Below are 14,887 nucleotides of genomic sequence, written 5' to 3'. Positions count from 1 at the left end.
TGCCACGGGCGCCCGGCGGAGCCAGTCCGTCCGGACCCCCCACCAGGGCGTATCCGGTCGGTACGGGCTAGCCTGAAGCGCAACCGTGCGGGCAAATCCGAGCAATTCACCGACAAAAGCAATCCCTGTCGTACACCACTTCGCCCAGTCCCCCGATGTAAACCTCGTCGCACACATCGTCCGCACGTTCCCTGACAAGGAAGCAGAACCATGGCAGCCGGAGCCCCCCGGATCTTCGTCTCGCACCTCGCCGGGGTCCCCGTCTTCGATCCCAACGGCGACCAGGTGGGCCGCGTACGCGACCTCGTCGTGATGCTGCGCGTGGGCAGGAGACCCCCGCGCGTGCTCGGCCTCGTCGTCGAACTGTCCACCCGGCGCCGCATCTTCCTGCCCATGACCCGGATCAGCGGCATCGAGTCCGGGCAGGTCATCAGCACCGGCGTCATGAACGTCCGCCGCTTCGAGCAGCGGCCCACCGAGCGCCTGGTCTTCGGCGAACTGCTGGACCGGCGGGTCACCCTGGTGGAGACCGGCGAGGAGGCCACCGTCCTCGACATGTCCGTGCAGCAGCTGCCCGCCCGCCGGGACTGGGAGATCGACCGCGTCTTCGTGCGCAAGGGCAGGAAGGGCAGCGCGTTCCGCCGGGTCAAGGGCGAGACGCTGACCGTGGACTGGTCCGCCGTCTCCGGGTTCTCCCTGGAGGAGAACGGGCAGGGCGCCGAGAACCTGCTCGCCACCTTCGAGCAGCTGCGCCCCGCCGATCTCGCCAATGTGCTGCACCACCTCTCCCCCAAGCGGCGCGCCGAGGTCGCCGCAGCCCTGGACGACGACCGGCTCGCCGACGTCCTGGAGGAGCTGCCGGAGGACGACCAGATCGAGATCCTCGGCAAGCTCCAGGAGGAGCGCGCGGCCGACGTCCTGGAGGCCATGGACCCGGACGACGCGGCCGACCTGCTCTCCGAGCTGCCGGAGGAGGACAAGGAGCGGCTGCTGAGCCTGATGCAGCCCGGCGACGCGGCCGACATGCGGCGCCTGATGTCGTACGAGGAGCACACCGCCGGCGGTCTGATGACCACCGAGCCGATCGTGCTGCGCCCGGACGCCACCGTCGCCGACGCGCTCGCCCGCGTCCGCAACCCCGACCTCTCCCCCGCGCTCGCCGCCCAGGTCTACGTCTGCCGGCCGCCGGACGAGACGCCGACCGGCAAGTACCTGGGCACCGCCCATTTCCAGCGGCTGCTGCGCGACCCCCCGTACACCCTGGTCAGTTCGCTCCTGGACGACGATCTCCAGCCGCTGTCCCCGGACGCCTCGCTGCCGGTGATCGCCGGGTTCTTCGCCACCTACGACATGGTGGCCGCGCCCGTGGTGGACGAGGCCGGGTCGCTGCTGGGCGCGGTGACCGTCGACGACGTACTGGACCACATGCTGCCCGAGGACTGGCGCGAGACCGAGTTCCACCTGGCGGAGAGCCCCGCGGACGACAAGGAGGCCGGCGATGCCCGCTGAGCGCGACAGCGTGCGCGAGCGCACGCCCGCCGGTGCCACGGCCGCCGGCCGCCCGCGCACGCCCCGGCTCGACCAGCCGAGGCCGCCCCGGCGCCGCTTCCTGCCCGAGTGGGACCCGGAGGCCTTCGGCCGGCTGTCGGAGCGCATCGCCCGGTTCCTCGGCACCGGACGCTTCATCGTCTGGATGACGATCGTCATCATCGTCTGGGTGGTGTGGAACGTGAGCGTGCCCCGCCATCTGCGGTTCGACGAGTACCCGTTCATCTTCCTGACCCTGGCCCTGTCCCTCCAGGCGTCCTACGCCGCCCCGCTGATCCTGCTCGCGCAGAACCGGCAGGACGACCGCGACCGGGTCAACCTGGAGCAGGACCGCAAGCAGAACGAGCGGTCCATCGCGGACACCGAGTACCTGACACGGGAGATCGCCGCGCTGCGCATGGGCCTCGGCGAGGTCGCCACCCGCGACTGGATCCGGGCCGAGTTGCAGGACATGCTCAAGGAGATGGAGGAACGGATCGGCCACGGCGGCCCGGTCGTATTCCCGGCGGAACGGACGGAACGCCCGCCGGGACGTGACGCAGACGACCGCTGAGGGGCTACCCGGAGGGCCCTCGGCGCGCCGTACCATCGTCCTTATGGCTACGGAAGACGCGGTGCGCGAGGCACTGGCGACGGTGAACGACCCCGAGATCAACCGCCCCATCACCGAGCTGGGGATGGTCAAATCGGTGGAGATCGGGGAGGACGGCGCGGTCGCGGTCACCGTGTACCTGACGGTCTCCGGCTGTCCCATGCGCGACACCATCACCCAGCGGGTCACCGAGGCGGTCTCGCGTGTCGAGGGCGTCACCCGCGTGGACGTCACGCTCGACGTGATGAGCGACGAGCAGCGCAGGGAGCTGGCGGCGGCCCTGCGGGACGGTCAGGCCGAGCGCGAGGTGCCGTTCGCCAAGCCGGGCAACCTCACCCGTGTCTACGCGGTCGCCTCCGGCAAGGGCGGCGTCGGCAAGTCCTCGGTCACGGTGAACCTCGCCGCCGCGATGGCGGCCGACGGCCTCAAGGTGGGCGTGGTGGACGCCGACATCTACGGCCACTCGGTGCCGCGCATGCTGGGCGCGCAGGGCCGTCCCACCCAGGTCGAGAACATGATCATGCCGCCGTCGGCGAACGGCGTGAAGGTCATCTCGATCGGCATGTTCACGCCGGGCAACGCGCCGGTCGTCTGGCGCGGCCCGATGCTGCACCGCGCGCTCCAGCAGTTCCTGGCCGACGTGTACTGGGGCGACCTGGACGTCCTGCTGCTCGACCTGCCGCCCGGCACCGGCGACATCGCGATCTCCGTGGCCCAGCTGGTCCCGAACGCCGAGATCCTGGTCGTCACGACCCCGCAGCAGGCGGCCGCCGAGGTGGCCGAGCGCGCGGGTTCCATCGCGGTGCAGACCCACCAGAAGATCGTCGGCGTGGTCGAGAACATGTCCGGGCTGCCCTGCCCGCACTGCGGCGAGATGGTCGACGTCTTCGGCACGGGCGGCGGCCAGCTGGTCGCCGACGGCCTCACCCGTACGACGGGCACGAGCGTCCCGGTCCTCGGCTCCATCCCCATCGACGTCCGGCTGCGCGAGGGCGGCGACGAGGGCAAGCCGGTCGTGCTGACCGACCCCGATTCCCCGGCGGGCGCCGCCCTGCGCTCCATCGCGGGCAAACTGGGCGGCCGCCAGCGGGGCCTGTCGGGCATGTCGCTGGGCCTGACGCCGAAGAACAAGTTCTGAGCTTCGCGCACAGGAGAACGGCGCAGGAATACGGCACAGGGAAAGGGGCGCCGAAAACCACCGGCGCCCCTTTGTCATACGTACGCGGATCTCATACGTACCTCATACGTACGCGGAAATGTCCTGCACCACCGCGAATCCCAGCCCGTACGCGCTCATCCCCCGCCCGTACGCCCCGAGATGCACCCCCGCCTCCGTGGTCCCGGCGAGCACCCAGCCGAACTCCGACTCCCGGTAATGGAAGGACGCGGCCACCCCGTCCACCGGCAGCGAGAGTCTGGACCACTCCGGCCCGTCGAGATCGTCGGCCAGTTCCCACGCCGCCTCGGTCTGCTGCGCCAGCCAGTCGTCCCGCAGCGCGTGATCCATCTGCCCCGGCCAGGTGAAGGACAGCAGCCCGACGCCCGCGAGCCACGCCGCCGACGACACCGACGTCGCCTCCAGCATCCCCGAGCCGTCGGCCACCCGCCGGGACGGATGCGCCGCGACGGTCACCACGGCCGTGAACTTCTCCCTGGGCTCGGCGGAAACGCCGTCATGCAGCACGGACGGCGTGTCGCCGTGCCCGATCGATCCGTGCTCCACGGCCCCGTCGGCGGCCATGCCGACCTGCATCAGCCAGCGCGGCCCCGTGAACGCCTCGTCGAGCCCGTACCAGGGGAAGGGCGCCCGCAGGTAACCGTCGACCGTGCCGCGGTCGGCGGCGAGACCCTGTCCGCCCTCCGTGGCCGGCGCCGTCGCGCCCACCCGACTCGTCGTCTCCATCTGCCCGGACGCCTCCTCGCGCTCGTCGGACCGAAGCGACGGCCCGCCCCCCTTCGGGCGTACTCGTCCGGTCCGCACAACAACTCGGCAGCATATCCACACCGCTGAGAGCCGCCGGGCAGGCACTGGATCATCGGGTCCCTCGAACGGCCTGTTCACGCCGTTCGAGGCGGGCGCGCGCTATGACGCGCGTCACGTACGCGTGTCGGAGCGTCCGGCGGGGCGGGTGTGGCTCAGGTGGCGTCGAAGTCGAACGGCGGCCGGTCGTCCTTCCCGGACTCCTCCGGCTTCTTGGTCATGTCGATCTTCCCGCCGGTGGACGGCGTGGACGGCGAGGAGCCGGAGGAGGCGGCCGGGGAACCGGTGTCACGGCCGTTCACCGCGTCGGTGAGCTCGGCCATCTCCTTCTTCAGGTCGAAGCCGTTGCGGATCTCCTGGAGACCCAGATCGTCGCCGCTGAGCTGCTTGCGCAGGAACGTCTTCGGGTTCAGGTCCTCGAAGTCGAAGTCCTTGAACTCGGGCCCCAGCTCGCTGCGGATGTCCTGCTTCGCGCTCTCCGAGAACTCGCGGATCTTCCGGATCGTCCGGGTGACATCCTGGATGACCTTGGGGAGCTTGTCCGGACCGAACACGAGCACCGCGATGACGATGATCGTCAGTAGCTCCATTGGCCCTATGTCATTGAACACCTGACGCTCCTTGCGATGTCCTCGGTCGCTCAACGGTACCCGGCGTTCTGGTCCGACCGGTACCGTCCCGAGGTGAGACTTGTGTCAGTTCTGCTCCGCGGCGCCCAGGACGAGTGAGACGTCCCGCCGGGCCCCGCCGCGTTCGACCGTCAGGCGCAGCCGGTCGCCGGGCTGGTGGGCGCGGATCCTGACGATCAGCTCCGCCGCGGTGTGCACCCGCTCGCCGTCCACCCCGGTGATCACATCGCCCGGCTTGAGCCCGGCCCGCTCGGCCGGACCGCCCCGGACGACGGCGGGACCGCCGTTCGGGGCCCGGCTGTCGACGCGGGCGCCGTCGCCGGTGTAGCCCATGTCGAGGTCGACGCCGATGACGGGGTGGGTGGCATGGCCGTCGTCGATCAGTTCCTCGGCGACGCGCTTGGCCTGGTTGACCGGTATGGCGAAGCCCAGGCCGATGGAGCCGGCCTGGCCGCTCCCGGTCTCGGAGCCGTTGTCGGCGGAGCGGATGGCGGAGTTGATGCCGATGACATGGGCTCGGGAGTCGAGCAGCGGCCCGCCGGAGTTGCCGGGATTGATCGGCGCGTCGGTCTGCAGTGCGTCCACGTACGACACATCGCTGCCGTCGCTCTCCTCGCCGCCCGCGGTGATGGGCCGCTCCTTGGCGCTGATGATGCCCGCGGTGACGGTGTTGGCCAGGTCGAAGGGGGCGCCGATGGCGACGACGGGGTCGCCGACCCGGACGTCGTCGGAGTTGCCGAGGGCCAGCGGGGTGAGCCCGTGCACGCCGCTGACCTGCACCACGGCGAGGTCGTAGCCGCTGTCCCGGCCGACGATGGTGGCCTTGACGGAGGTTCCGTCACTGAAGGTCGCGGATATGTGGCCGCCGGACGCGGCGGGCGCGACGACGTGGTTGTTGGTGAGGATGTGCCCGCGGTCGTCCAGTACGAAGCCGGTACCGGTGTCCTCCTCGTCGGTGCCGGCGACATGCAGGGTGACGACGCTGGGCAGGGCGCGGGCGGCGATCCCGGCCACGCTGTCCGGCGCCCGCCCGGCGGGCACGCTCCCCGCCTGCGGCAGCCGTACGTCACCGCCGAACCCCTCGCGCTCGGCATAGCCGCCGGCGAGCCCGCCGACCGCGGCCGCGACCAGGGCGACGACGAGCGTCCATCCGACCATGCCGCGCCGCCGACCGGTCCCTCCCCCACGCACTGACACGGCACCGGGCTGCTGGAGCGGTCCCGCGGCCCAGGGGTCGTAGCGCCGCCAGGGGTCGGCCGGGGGCTGATGCGGGGGAAGGGGCGCGGGTGCGGGCGCCGGGGGCGCGGACGGGGGCACCGAGGGCGCGAGCGCGGGGGGTACGACGGGTCCGGGGGCGGAGGCGGGCGCGGCTACGGGCGCGGGTGCGGCGGGCGCGGGTATCGGCGCGGCTGCGGGCGCGGGTATCGGTGCATGGGCCGCGGGGGTGGCGGGTGCGGGTATCGGCGCGGCTGCGGGCACGGCCGGCGCGGTTGCGGCGGGCGCGGGTATGGGCGGGTGGGCCGCGGGCACGGCGGGTGCGGGCATCGGTGCCGGGGCTGGTGGCGCGGGTGCCGTCGGTTCCGGGACGACGCCCGCCGGTCCGGCACCCGGCTGTGCCGCGGCAGCCCCCTGTGCCGGTGTCGCCGCCGGGTGCTGGACCGGTGGGGCGGGGGCCCAGGGGCCCGGTTCGCCGTAGGGCGGGGTGCTGTAGGGATCCGGTTCGTGCAACGGCGTGGGACGCTCCGGCCTGGCCAGTTCGAAGTCGCCGTCCGGCATCGGCTCGGCCCCCGCCGCCGACTCCGGCTCCGCCCCCGGCGGAACGCGGTTCCCCTCGTTCATGCTCTCCCCAAGCTGACCGGGGCCCCGCGCTCGGGCGGCGGCCCCGGAACATCGACTACGTGCCCGGATTCAACCAGGTCGCGGGCCGTGGCGCAGAGCGGGCCGACGCGCCCGGCTCAGGGCGTCGGACCGGGCGTGACCGGAGCCGCCAGCGGTGACGCCAGCGGGGCCGCGGACGCGGCGGAACGCAGGGGGTCGCGCGGGGCCGGCTGCGGACCGGTGCCGGTCAGCATGCCGGGAACCATGGGCGCCGTGGACCACTTGCTCAGCGGCAGGTCCATGGCCTTGTCCAGCGGGCGTATCAGCGGGGTGACGGCGTTGATGCCCGCCATCAGCGGGCCCGCCGCCCGGCCGCCGGTGCCCTGGAACTGCCCGGCCGCGGTATCCGGCGCGCCCGGCACCAGCGGCGCGGCCACGGCGGACGGCGGCGGTGTCGTACGCCCGAGCGGCGCCCCGCCGCCCTGGGCCGCCTGCGGGCCCTGACGGCGGCGCTGGGCGTCGGCGGACGTCGTCGCGCCCGCGCCGCCGGTGCCCGTGGTGCGGGCCGGGATCACATTGCTGCCGGTGCCGCGGGCGTCCGCGGCCGGGTAGCCGGGGATGGCGGTGGTCACGCCGCCGAGGGCGACCGCGGCCAGCGACACCGCTCCGGCGGCGGCGAAGGCGAAGCGCAGCCCGCGGGAGGCGGAGCGGCCGTCGTCCGCGCGGCCGACGGGATGGATGCGGAAGCCGCCCTCGCCGAGGGGGCCGCCCGGTGCGCCGAATCCGTTCTCCCCGCCGAAACGGGGCTCCCGGTGGAAGCCGCTCCGCTCGGGGCCGGGGCCCTGTCCGCGCGCCGGGACATAGCCGAAGGAGAAGCCCCGGCGCATGCCGAAGGCGTCCGGGTCGCCGGGGGTCCGGGGCTCGGGGCCGGGCCCGAGCAGGCCGCCGGGCTCGCCGTCGCCGCCGGGCAGGCCCTGGAGGCGGGCCAGCAGGCTCGCGGAGGGCGGGGGCGGGGCCGCGGTCGCGAACACGCTTTTCAGCGCGCGCTGGGCGTCCGCCTCCGCCTTGCAGCGGGCGCAGGTGGCCAGGTGGGCGAGGACGCGTTCGCGCGTGTCATGGCCGAGCTCTCCGTCCACCAGGGCGGAGAGCCGGTCTCCCAGATGCTGCTCGGCGAGGTGTGCCTCGGCCGGTTTCTGCCGTGATCCGCTCACGCCGTCGCGCCCCCTCCCCCCAGTGCGGGGACCCGTGCCATGAACGAGCGCCGCTCGGCCGCGCGGGCCTCCGGGGAGCGGTGCGCGAGGGCCTTGCGGAGCTGGGAGCGGCCGCGGTGGATACGGGAGCGGACGGTGCCGAGCTTCACGCCGAGGGTCGCGGCGATCTCCTCGTACGACAGCCCCTCGATGTCGCACAGGACGACGGCGGCGCGGAACTCGGGCGCGAGGGTGTCCAGGGCCTGCTGGACGTCGGCGTCGAAGTGCGCGTCGTTGAACAGCTGTTGCGGGGTGGGTTCGCGGCTGGCCAGGCGCTCGGCCGCGTCCTCGCCGAGGGCGTCGAAGCGGATGCGCTGCTTGCGCCGGACCAGGTCCAGGAACAGGTTCGTGGTGATGCGGTGCAGCCAGCCCTCGAAGGTGCCCGGCGAGTATGTCGACAGGGAGCGGAAGACGCGGACGAAGACTTCCTGGGTGAGGTCCTCGGCGTCGTGCTGGTTGCCGGTGAGGCGGTAGGCCAGGCGGTAGACGCGGGCGCTGTGGGTGCTGACGATCTCGTCCCAGGTGGGCGGAGTCCACGCCTGCCCGTCCGCGTCACTGGTGAAGGTCGCGGTCTGGGTGTCGCGCACGGCGGAGCCGGTGGCGTGGCTGTCAGCAGCGGTGTCGGTCACGGATTTCGGCCTGCCCGCCGATCCGAGGAAGCGCCGTAGCACTCCGCCCCGGTCCTCGGGCGTGGCCGCACCTCCCCTGTCGGCTCTGGTGGTGTCCAGTGGAGCCCCTACCATAGCCACCTCGCCCGTTAGCTCCGGATAAGCGTTTTTACGAGAATTTGATACTTGCTGGCGCGGCTCGTGCCGCTGCGTCAGCACTTGTGCGGTGCCCTGCTCCACCTCTCGCCCCCCGAAGCGTCCCCACCCCTGTCTCTTCCCTCTAAACGCCCGGTCCCATCTGCGGGTTCCCGACGCCAACGGATACAGTCACGCCGAGGCATCCATGGGGACGACAGGAGAGGGTCATTACCGGCAACCGGCAGACGAGCTCGGCTTTCGCCGACGCCTTTGCCGCCGAGGACGAAGCACTGCTGTGGGCCCGCGACCGCGCCCTCGACGCAGGACTGCGCTCGGTGTCGCCCGGCACGGGTTCCGCGCTGCGCCTGCTCGCCGCCTCCGTGGACGCGAAGGCGGTCGCGGAGATCGGCACGGGCTGCGGGGTGTCCGGAATCCATCTGCTGCACGGCATGCGCCCGGACGGGGTGCTGACCACGGTCGATCCGGAGCCGGAGCACCAGCAGTTCGCCCGGCAGGCGTTCCGCGCCTGCGGCTTCGCCAGCAACCGCGCCCGCTTCATCCCCGGCCGCGCCCTGGAGGTGCTGCCCCGGCTCGCGGACGCGGGCTACGACCTCGTGTTCTGCGACGGGGACCGGCACGAGTACCCGGAGTACCTCGCCGAGTCGCTGCGGCTGCTGCGCGCCGGCGGCCTGGTGGTCTTCGAGGGGGTGTTCGCGAGCGGCCGTACCGTCGGCTCGGGACCGCAGCCCTCGGAGGTGCTGCGGCTGCGCGAGCTGCTGCGCACGGTGCGCGAGAGCCAGGAGCTGGTCTCCTCGCTGCTGCCGGTCGGCGACGGGCTGCTGTGCGCCGTCAAGCGGTGACGGCGCGGCACCGGCCCCGGCGCGGCGGGCGCACCGGCCCCGGCGGGCGGGTGGGGCCCGGCGGGCGTGCCGGGCCGGGGAACGCGGCTGCCCCGGCACCGCGTACGATGCCGGGGCAGCCGTGAGGACTGACTCGTGCGCGCGTCAGACGACGACCTTCTTGAGCGCGTCGCCGAGCGCCTCGGCCTCGTCAGGGGTCAGCTCGACGACGAGTCGACCGCCGCCTTCGAGCGGAACGCGCATGACGATGCCCCGCCCCTCCTTGGTCACCTCGAGCGGACCATCGCCCGTCCGCGGCTTCATGGCCGCCATGCTCGTTCCCCTTCCTGAAACCAGCTCATCGTCTGCCGAAATGGCACCCGGCGGGCACCCGCGGGACCGAACCGGACACGCGACACCGGCATCGAACACATTGCTTCCAAGCCATTATCCCGCATCTCAGGACCCGATGACCAACATCGGTAGGCATCGCTTGGGCAACGCGCGCGAGCAAAACCACTCAATTCGGGGATGTGGCTGCGATACTGCGCCACCGCACGGACGCCCTCCGGCCATCCGGGGCCCGGTCTTCTTTGACGCAGCTCACACCCGCCGGCGGGCCCTTGGCCGGTGATCTCCGCCATGCTGTGATCGGACAGGGACGTACCGAGCGGTACGCCACCACCGCGAACCGGAGGGGATGCGCCATGGCCGACACCGTGCTCTACGAGGTGAACGACGGGCTCGCGACGATCACGCTGAACCGCCCCGAGGCGATGAACGCGCTGAACGTGGCGGCCAAGGTCGCGCTGCGGGACGTGGCCGGGGAAGCGGCCGGGGACCCGGCCGTACGGGCGATCCTGCTGACCGCCGCCGGGGAGCGGGCGTTCTGTGTGGGCCAGGACCTCAAGGAGCACATCGGGCTGCTGGCGCAGGACCGGGAGACCGGGTCCGGGCAGACGATGAGCACGGTCGGCGAGCACTACAACCCGATCGTGCGGGCGCTGGCGGGGGCGGCGAAGCCGGTGGTCGCCGCGGTGAACGGCGTCGCGGCGGGGGCCGGGTTCGGGTTCGCGCTCGCGGCGGACTACCGGATCGTCGCCGACACCGCGTCCTTCAACACGTCGTTCGTAGGCGTCGCCCTGACCGGGGACTCCGGGATCTCCTGGACCCTGCCGCGGGTGGTCGGGCCGAGCCGCGCGCAGGATCTGCTGCTGTTCCCGCGCAGCATCGGCGCGCAGGACGCGCTGGAGCTGGGGATCGCCAACCGGGTGGTGCCCGCGGCCGAGCTGCGGGCCGAGGCGGAGAAGGTGGCGCGGAAGCTGGCGTCGGGGCCGACGGTCGCCTATGCGGCGATCAAGGAGGCGGTGGCGTTCGGGCTGACGCACACGCTGGCGGAGACGCTGGAGAAGGAGGACGAACTCCAGACGCGCGCCGGGCAGTCCGAGGACCACGCGATCGCGGTGCAGGCGTTCGTGAACAAGGAGAAGCCCAAGTACTTGGGGCGGTGACGCGTGGTGGGCAGCCGCGGATGCCTCGTGGCTTGCCGCGCAGTTCCCCGCGCCCCTTCGGGGCGCTAACGAGCCACGCACGTCTCCAGGTGGTCGTTCACCAGACCGCACGCCTGCATCAGTGCGTACGCCGTCGTCGGGCCGACGAATTTCAGGCCCCGCTTCTTCAACTCCTTGGACAGGGCCGTGGATTGCGGGGTGACCGCCGGGACGTCGGCCAGGGTCTTCGGGGCCGGGCGCCCGGCCGGGTCGGGGGCGTGGGACCAGATCAGCTCGTCCAGCTCGCCGGGGGCCCAGCCGGCGAGGACGCGGGCGTTGGCGAGGGTGGCGTCGATCTTGGCGCGGTTGCGGATGATGCCCGGATCGGCCAGCAGGCGCTCGCGGTCGTCGTCGGTGAAGGCGGCGACCTTCTCGATGGAGAAGCCCGCGAAGGCGGCGCGGAAGCCCGGCCGGCGGCGCAGGATGGTGATCCAGGACAGGCCCGACTGGAACGCCTCCAGGCTGAGCCGCTCGAAGAGGGCGCCGTCGCCGTGGACCGGGCGGCCCCACTCCTCATCGTGGTACGACACGTAGTCGTCGGTGGACAGGGCCCAGGGGCAGCGCGGCGCGCCGTCCGGGCCCGCGATGACGGCGGTCACTGCTGGTCCTCCGGGTGCCGGGAGGTGTCCGGGGTGGGGCGCTCGGCGGCGGCGCGCGCCCCGGCCAGCGCGGACTCCAGGCCCGCGATCCGGGCGTCGCGCTCGGCGAGTTCGGCGCCGAGGCGGCCGAGGGCGTCGTCCACGTCGGACATGCGGTAGCCGCGCACGGCGAGCGGGAAGCGCAGGCTCTCGACGTCCTCGCGGCCCACCGGCCGGTCGTCCGGCAGCGGGTCCTGGAGCCGCTCGGGCGCGGCGTCGGGCAGCGGGCCGCTCTCGCCGCCGCCCACCACGGCGAGGGTCACCGCGGCGACCACGACGGCCAGCGCGATGACCAGGAAGAGGAACATCACCATCGGCTCAGGGCCCCCTGCTCGGGTGCCGGCGCTGTCGCCGGACGCGGAATCTGTCAGCTCCGATCGTGCCATGCGCCTCCGACAGTTAGGGTCACTGGCGGTCGCAGTGCCGGACGCGCGAGGAAGAGGTCACAGCGGATGCTCAGGCTGGGCAGGCGGGAATTCGGACCGCACGATCGGGTGATCATGGCGATCGTGAACCGGACCCCCGACTCCTTCTACGACCGGGGGGCGACGTTCCGCGACGAGCCGGCCCTGGCGCGGGTCGAGCAGGCGGTGGCCGAGGGCGCCGCGATCATCGACATCGGCGGGGTGAAGGCGGGCCCCGGCGAGGAGGTCTCCGCCGAGGAGGAGGCGCGGCGCACGGTCGGCTTCGTGGCGGAGGTGCGGCGCCGGTTCCCGGACGTGGTGATCAGCGTGGACACCTGGCGGGCGGAGGTCGGCGAGGCGGTGTGCGCGGCGGGCGCCGATCTGCTGAACGACGCGTGGGGCGGCGCGGACCCCGCTCTCGCCGAGGTCGCGGCGCGCCACCGGGTGGGCCTGGTGTGCACACACGCGGGCGGCGCCGAGCCGCGCACCCGCCCGCACCGGGTGGAGTACGACGACGTCATGGCGGACGTCCTGGAGGTGACCGTGGGCCTCGCACAGCGCGCGGTGGCGCTCGGGGTGCCGCGCGAGTCGGTGCTGATCGATCCCGGTCACGACTTCGGCAAGAACACCCGGCACAGCCTGGAGGCGACGCGGCGGCTGGACGAGATGGTCGCCGCGGGCTGGCCGGTGCTGGTGTCGCTGTCCAACAAGGACTTCGTCGGGGAGACGCTGGACCGGCCGGTCAAGGAGCGGCTGATCGGCACGCTGGCGACGACGGCGGTGTCCTCCTGGCTCGGGGCGATGGTGTACCGCGTCCACGAGGTCGCCGAGACCCGCCAGGTCCTCGACATGGTGTCGTCCATCGCGGGCCACCGCCCCCCTGCGGTGGCCCGGCGCGGTCTCGCCTGACGGGCGGCTAGCGCGCGGCCTCCTTGGAGACCAGGGCGACCGCCTCTTCCACGTCGTCGGTGACGTGGAAGAGGAGGAGGTCCTTCTCCAGGGCCTTGCCGCTGGCCACCAGGGTGTTCTTGAGCCAGTCGACCAGGCCGCCCCAGTAGGCGCTGCCGAAGAGGACGATCGGGAAGCGGGTGACCTTCTGGGTCTGCACCAGGGTCAGCGCCTCGAACAGCTCGTCCAGGGTGCCGAGGCCGCCGGGCAGCACCACGAACCCCTGGGCGTACTTCACGAACATCATCTTGCGGACGAAGAAGTAGCGGAAGTTCAGCCCGATGTCGACGTAGGGGTTCAGCCCCTGCTCGAAGGGCAGCTCGATGCCGAGCCCGACCGAGACGCCGCCCGCCTCGCACGCGCCCTTGTTCGCGGCCTCCATCGCGCCGGGGCCGCCGCCGGTGATCACCGCCCAGCCGGCCTCGACCAGACCGCGGCCGAGCCGCACCCCCGCCTCGTACTCCGGCGAGTCCGCGGGCGTGCGGGCCGAGCCGAACACGCTGATCGCGGGCGGGAGTTCGGCCAGCGTGCCGAAGCCCTCGATGAACTCCGACTGGATGCGCAGCACCCGCCAGGGATCGGTGTGGACCCAGTCGGAGGGGCCGCCCGCGTCCAGCAGCCGCTGGTCGGTCGTGCTCGGCGTCACCTGGCCCCGCCGCCGCAGGACCGGCCCGAGCCGCTGCTCGTCCGGCGGCTGCTTCTTCCCCTCGGGGTTCCCGGTAGGCATGTGCGCTCCCTCCGCTTGCCGGTGGTTCGTTCTCAGCCTAGGTCTACGCGGGTTACGCAGGGGGGACATACGCATGTCCGCCGGGCGTGCGCCGCGCGCGGCGGGCTCAGGCGGTGAGCCAGCCGCGCAGCCGCTCCTCGGCCTTGAGGATCTTGGCCGTCTCCACCCGCTCGTCCCGCTTGTGCGCCAGGTGCGGGTTGCCAGGGCCGTAGTTGACCGCGGGGATGCCGAGCGCGGCGAAGCGGGAGACGTCCGTCCAGCCGTACTTGGGGCGCGCGGTGCCGCCGACCGCCTCGATGAAGGCGGCCGCGGCCGGGTGGGAGAGGCCGGGCAGCGCGCCGCCGCTGTGGTCGTCGACCACGAACTCGGCGACCCCGCAGTCCGCGAACACCTCGCGGACGTGCGCGATCGCCTCCTCCTCGGTGCGGTCGGGGGCGTAGCGGAAGTTGACGGCGACCACGCACGCGTCGGGGATGACGTTGCCCGCGACCCCGCCCTCGATGCGCACGGCGTTCAGGCCCTCGCGGTACTCCAGGCCGTCGATCACCGGGTAGCGGGGCTCGTAGGCCGCGAGGCGGGCCAGGATCGGCGCGGCCGCGTGGATGGCGTTGGCGCCCATCCAGGAGCGCGCCGAGTGCGCCCGCTCGCCCTCGGTGCGCAGCAGCATCCGCAGGGTGCCCTGGCAGCCGCCCTCGACCTCGCCGTCGGAGGGCTCCAGGAGCACCGCGAAGTCGCCGGCCAGCCACTCCGGGTGGGCCTCGGCGACATGGCGCAGGCCGTTGAGGTGGGCGGCGACCTCCTCGTTGTCGTAGAACACGAAGGTCAGGTCGCGGTTGGGGGCGGGCACGGTGGCGGCGATGCGCAGCTGGACCGCCACGCCCGACTTCATGTCGCAGGTGCCGCAGCCCCACAGCACGCCGTCCTCGTCCAGGCGCGAGGGCACGTTGTCCGCGATCGGCACGGTGTCGATGTGCCCGGCCAGCACGACCCGCTCGGCGCGGCCCAGGTCCGTGCGGGCGATCACGTTGTTGCCGTAGCGGTCCACCGTCAGGTGCGGCAGGGCGCGCAGCGCGGTCTCGATCGCGTCGGCGAGCGGCTTCTCGGTGCCGCTCTCGGAGGCGAAGTCCACGAGCCGCGCGGTGAGCGTGGCGGCGTCCAGCGTGAGGTCAAGCGAGGTGTCGGCCATGGCCTCGACCCTAGCGCGCCACCCCGGCCCA

The 14,887-nt window shown here is 72.9% G+C and carries 16 protein-coding genes; 6 read left to right on the top strand and 10 right to left on the bottom strand.

Translation table 11 applies throughout. From position 1 onward, the window contains the following. Positions 1-210: 210 nt before the first annotated feature. The 3 genes from AC069R_RS27665 to AC069R_RS27655 are packed head-to-tail and all read left to right on the top strand — an operon-like array spanning position 211 to position 3,278. Entirely contained in the window at positions 211-1,509 is a 1,299-nt protein-coding gene (locus tag AC069R_RS27665; RefSeq protein ID WP_478769507.1) for a magnesium transporter MgtE N-terminal domain-containing protein, read from the top strand. Next, complete coding sequence (locus AC069R_RS27660; protein ID WP_478769506.1) at positions 1,499-2,101, top strand: DUF1003 domain-containing protein; 603 nt, start codon at positions 1,499-1,501, stop codon at positions 2,099-2,101. Before AC069R_RS27665 ends, AC069R_RS27660 begins: the two co-directional genes overlap by 11 nt. A 43-nt stretch (positions 2,102-2,144) precedes the next feature. Beyond that, on the top strand, positions 2,145-3,278 hold the full coding sequence (locus AC069R_RS27655) for an Mrp/NBP35 family ATP-binding protein (protein ID WP_471067809.1): 1,134 nt from the start codon (positions 2,145-2,147) through the stop codon (positions 3,276-3,278). Between the two features lie 102 nt (positions 3,279-3,380). On the opposite strand, the gene AC069R_RS27650 is transcribed toward AC069R_RS27655, so the two are convergent. The 5 genes from AC069R_RS27650 to sigE all read right to left on the bottom strand — a co-directional run bounded on the left by AC069R_RS27650 (position 3,381) and on the right by sigE (position 8,489). Beyond that, positions 3,381-4,043: a hypothetical protein gene (locus tag AC069R_RS27650; RefSeq protein WP_478769505.1), complete on the bottom strand. Its 663-nt coding sequence runs from the start codon at positions 4,041-4,043 to the stop codon at positions 3,381-3,383. Between the two features lie 233 nt (positions 4,044-4,276). Then, the gene (locus AC069R_RS27645) at positions 4,277-4,732 is read right to left on the bottom strand and encodes a sec-independent translocase (protein ID WP_478769504.1); all 456 of its coding nucleotides are present in this window, start codon (positions 4,730-4,732) and stop codon (positions 4,277-4,279) included. An 84-nt stretch (positions 4,733-4,816) separates the two neighbouring features. Continuing rightward, entirely contained in the window at positions 4,817-6,526 is a 1,710-nt protein-coding gene (locus tag AC069R_RS27640; protein ID WP_478769533.1) for a S1C family serine protease, read from the bottom strand. Positions 6,527-6,705: 179 nt separating this feature from the next. Continuing rightward, positions 6,706-7,779: a zf-HC2 domain-containing protein gene (locus AC069R_RS27635; RefSeq protein ID WP_478769503.1), complete on the bottom strand. Its 1,074-nt coding sequence runs from the start codon at positions 7,777-7,779 to the stop codon at positions 6,706-6,708. Further along, on the bottom strand, positions 7,776-8,489 hold the full coding sequence (sigE, locus tag AC069R_RS27630) for an RNA polymerase sigma factor SigE (RefSeq protein WP_478769502.1): 714 nt from the start codon (positions 8,487-8,489) through the stop codon (positions 7,776-7,778). The genes AC069R_RS27635 and sigE overlap by 4 nt, the downstream gene beginning before the upstream one ends. A gap of 233 nt (positions 8,490-8,722) precedes the next feature. Here sigE and AC069R_RS27625 point away from each other — a divergent pair, with 233 nt between their 5' ends. Then, entirely contained in the window at positions 8,723-9,424 is a 702-nt protein-coding gene (locus tag AC069R_RS27625; RefSeq protein ID WP_397987184.1) for an O-methyltransferase, read from the top strand. A 144-nt stretch (positions 9,425-9,568) separates the two neighbouring features. Here the strand turns inward: AC069R_RS27625 and AC069R_RS27620 are convergent, their stop codons facing one another. Next, the gene (locus AC069R_RS27620) at positions 9,569-9,736 is read right to left on the bottom strand and encodes a DUF3117 domain-containing protein (RefSeq protein WP_018544333.1); all 168 of its coding nucleotides are present in this window, start codon (positions 9,734-9,736) and stop codon (positions 9,569-9,571) included. A 374-nt stretch (positions 9,737-10,110) separates the two neighbouring features. Between AC069R_RS27620 and chcB the strand changes: the two genes are divergently transcribed. Further along, a complete protein-coding gene (gene chcB / locus AC069R_RS27615) occupies positions 10,111-10,914 on the top strand; it encodes a 2-cyclohexenylcarbonyl CoA isomerase (RefSeq protein ID WP_478769501.1) in 804 nt (267 codons plus the stop codon). A gap of 65 nt (positions 10,915-10,979) precedes the next feature. On the opposite strand, the gene AC069R_RS27610 is transcribed toward chcB, so the two are convergent. After that, the gene (locus tag AC069R_RS27610; protein ID WP_478769500.1) at positions 10,980-11,552 is read right to left on the bottom strand and encodes a DNA-3-methyladenine glycosylase I; all 573 of its coding nucleotides are present in this window, start codon (positions 11,550-11,552) and stop codon (positions 10,980-10,982) included. After that, complete coding sequence (locus tag AC069R_RS27605; protein WP_478769499.1) at positions 11,549-11,905, bottom strand: DivIVA domain-containing protein; 357 nt, start codon at positions 11,903-11,905, stop codon at positions 11,549-11,551. Before AC069R_RS27605 ends, AC069R_RS27610 begins: the two co-directional genes overlap by 4 nt. Before the next feature lie 138 nt (positions 11,906-12,043). Between AC069R_RS27605 and folP the strand changes: the two genes are divergently transcribed. Further along, positions 12,044-12,904, top strand: coding sequence for a dihydropteroate synthase (gene folP / locus AC069R_RS27600; RefSeq protein ID WP_397984186.1), 861 nt, complete (start codon positions 12,044-12,046; stop codon positions 12,902-12,904). 7 nt (positions 12,905-12,911) lie between these two features. Here the strand turns inward: folP and AC069R_RS27595 are convergent, their stop codons facing one another. Together AC069R_RS27595 and dapE are read right to left on the bottom strand one after the other, a co-directional pair. Next, entirely contained in the window at positions 12,912-13,670 is a 759-nt protein-coding gene (locus tag AC069R_RS27595) for an LOG family protein (protein ID WP_397984187.1), read from the bottom strand. Between the two features lie 106 nt (positions 13,671-13,776). After that, positions 13,777-14,856, bottom strand: coding sequence for a succinyl-diaminopimelate desuccinylase (gene dapE, locus AC069R_RS27590; protein WP_478769498.1), 1,080 nt, complete (start codon positions 14,854-14,856; stop codon positions 13,777-13,779). Between the last annotated feature and the right edge of the window lie 31 nt (positions 14,857-14,887).

The sequence above is a fragment of the Streptomyces sp. NPDC043952 genome (genome assembly GCF_056435325.1).
This window is presented reverse-complemented; position numbering and strand designations above follow the sequence as displayed.

Bases quoted from the DNA above. Each gene is read 5' to 3' on its own strand.
- AC069R_RS27665 (WP_478769507.1), top strand. From the start codon at position 211: ATGGCAGCCGGAGCCCCCCGGATCTTCGTCTCGCACCTCGCCGGGGTC.
- AC069R_RS27660 (WP_478769506.1), top strand. From the start codon at position 1,499: ATGCCCGCTGAGCGCGACAGCGTGCGCGAGCGCACGCCCGCCGGTGCC.
- AC069R_RS27655 (WP_471067809.1), top strand. From the start codon at position 2,145: ATGGCTACGGAAGACGCGGTGCGCGAGGCACTGGCGACGGTGAACGAC.
- AC069R_RS27650 (WP_478769505.1), bottom strand. From the start codon at position 4,043: ATGGAGACGACGAGTCGGGTGGGCGCGACGGCGCCGGCCACGGAGGGC.
- AC069R_RS27640 (WP_478769533.1), bottom strand. From the start codon at position 6,526: ATGCCGGACGGCGACTTCGAACTGGCCAGGCCGGAGCGTCCCACGCCG.
- AC069R_RS27620 (WP_018544333.1), bottom strand. From the start codon at position 9,736: ATGGCGGCCATGAAGCCGCGGACGGGCGATGGTCCGCTCGAGGTGACC.
- chcB (WP_478769501.1), top strand. From the start codon at position 10,111: ATGGCCGACACCGTGCTCTACGAGGTGAACGACGGGCTCGCGACGATC.
- AC069R_RS27605 (WP_478769499.1), bottom strand. From the start codon at position 11,905: ATGGTGATGTTCCTCTTCCTGGTCATCGCGCTGGCCGTCGTGGTCGCC.
- folP (WP_397984186.1), top strand. From the start codon at position 12,044: ATGCTCAGGCTGGGCAGGCGGGAATTCGGACCGCACGATCGGGTGATC.
- AC069R_RS27595 (WP_397984187.1), bottom strand. From the start codon at position 13,670: ATGCCTACCGGGAACCCCGAGGGGAAGAAGCAGCCGCCGGACGAGCAG.
- dapE (WP_478769498.1), bottom strand. From the start codon at position 14,856: ATGGCCGACACCTCGCTTGACCTCACGCTGGACGCCGCCACGCTCACC.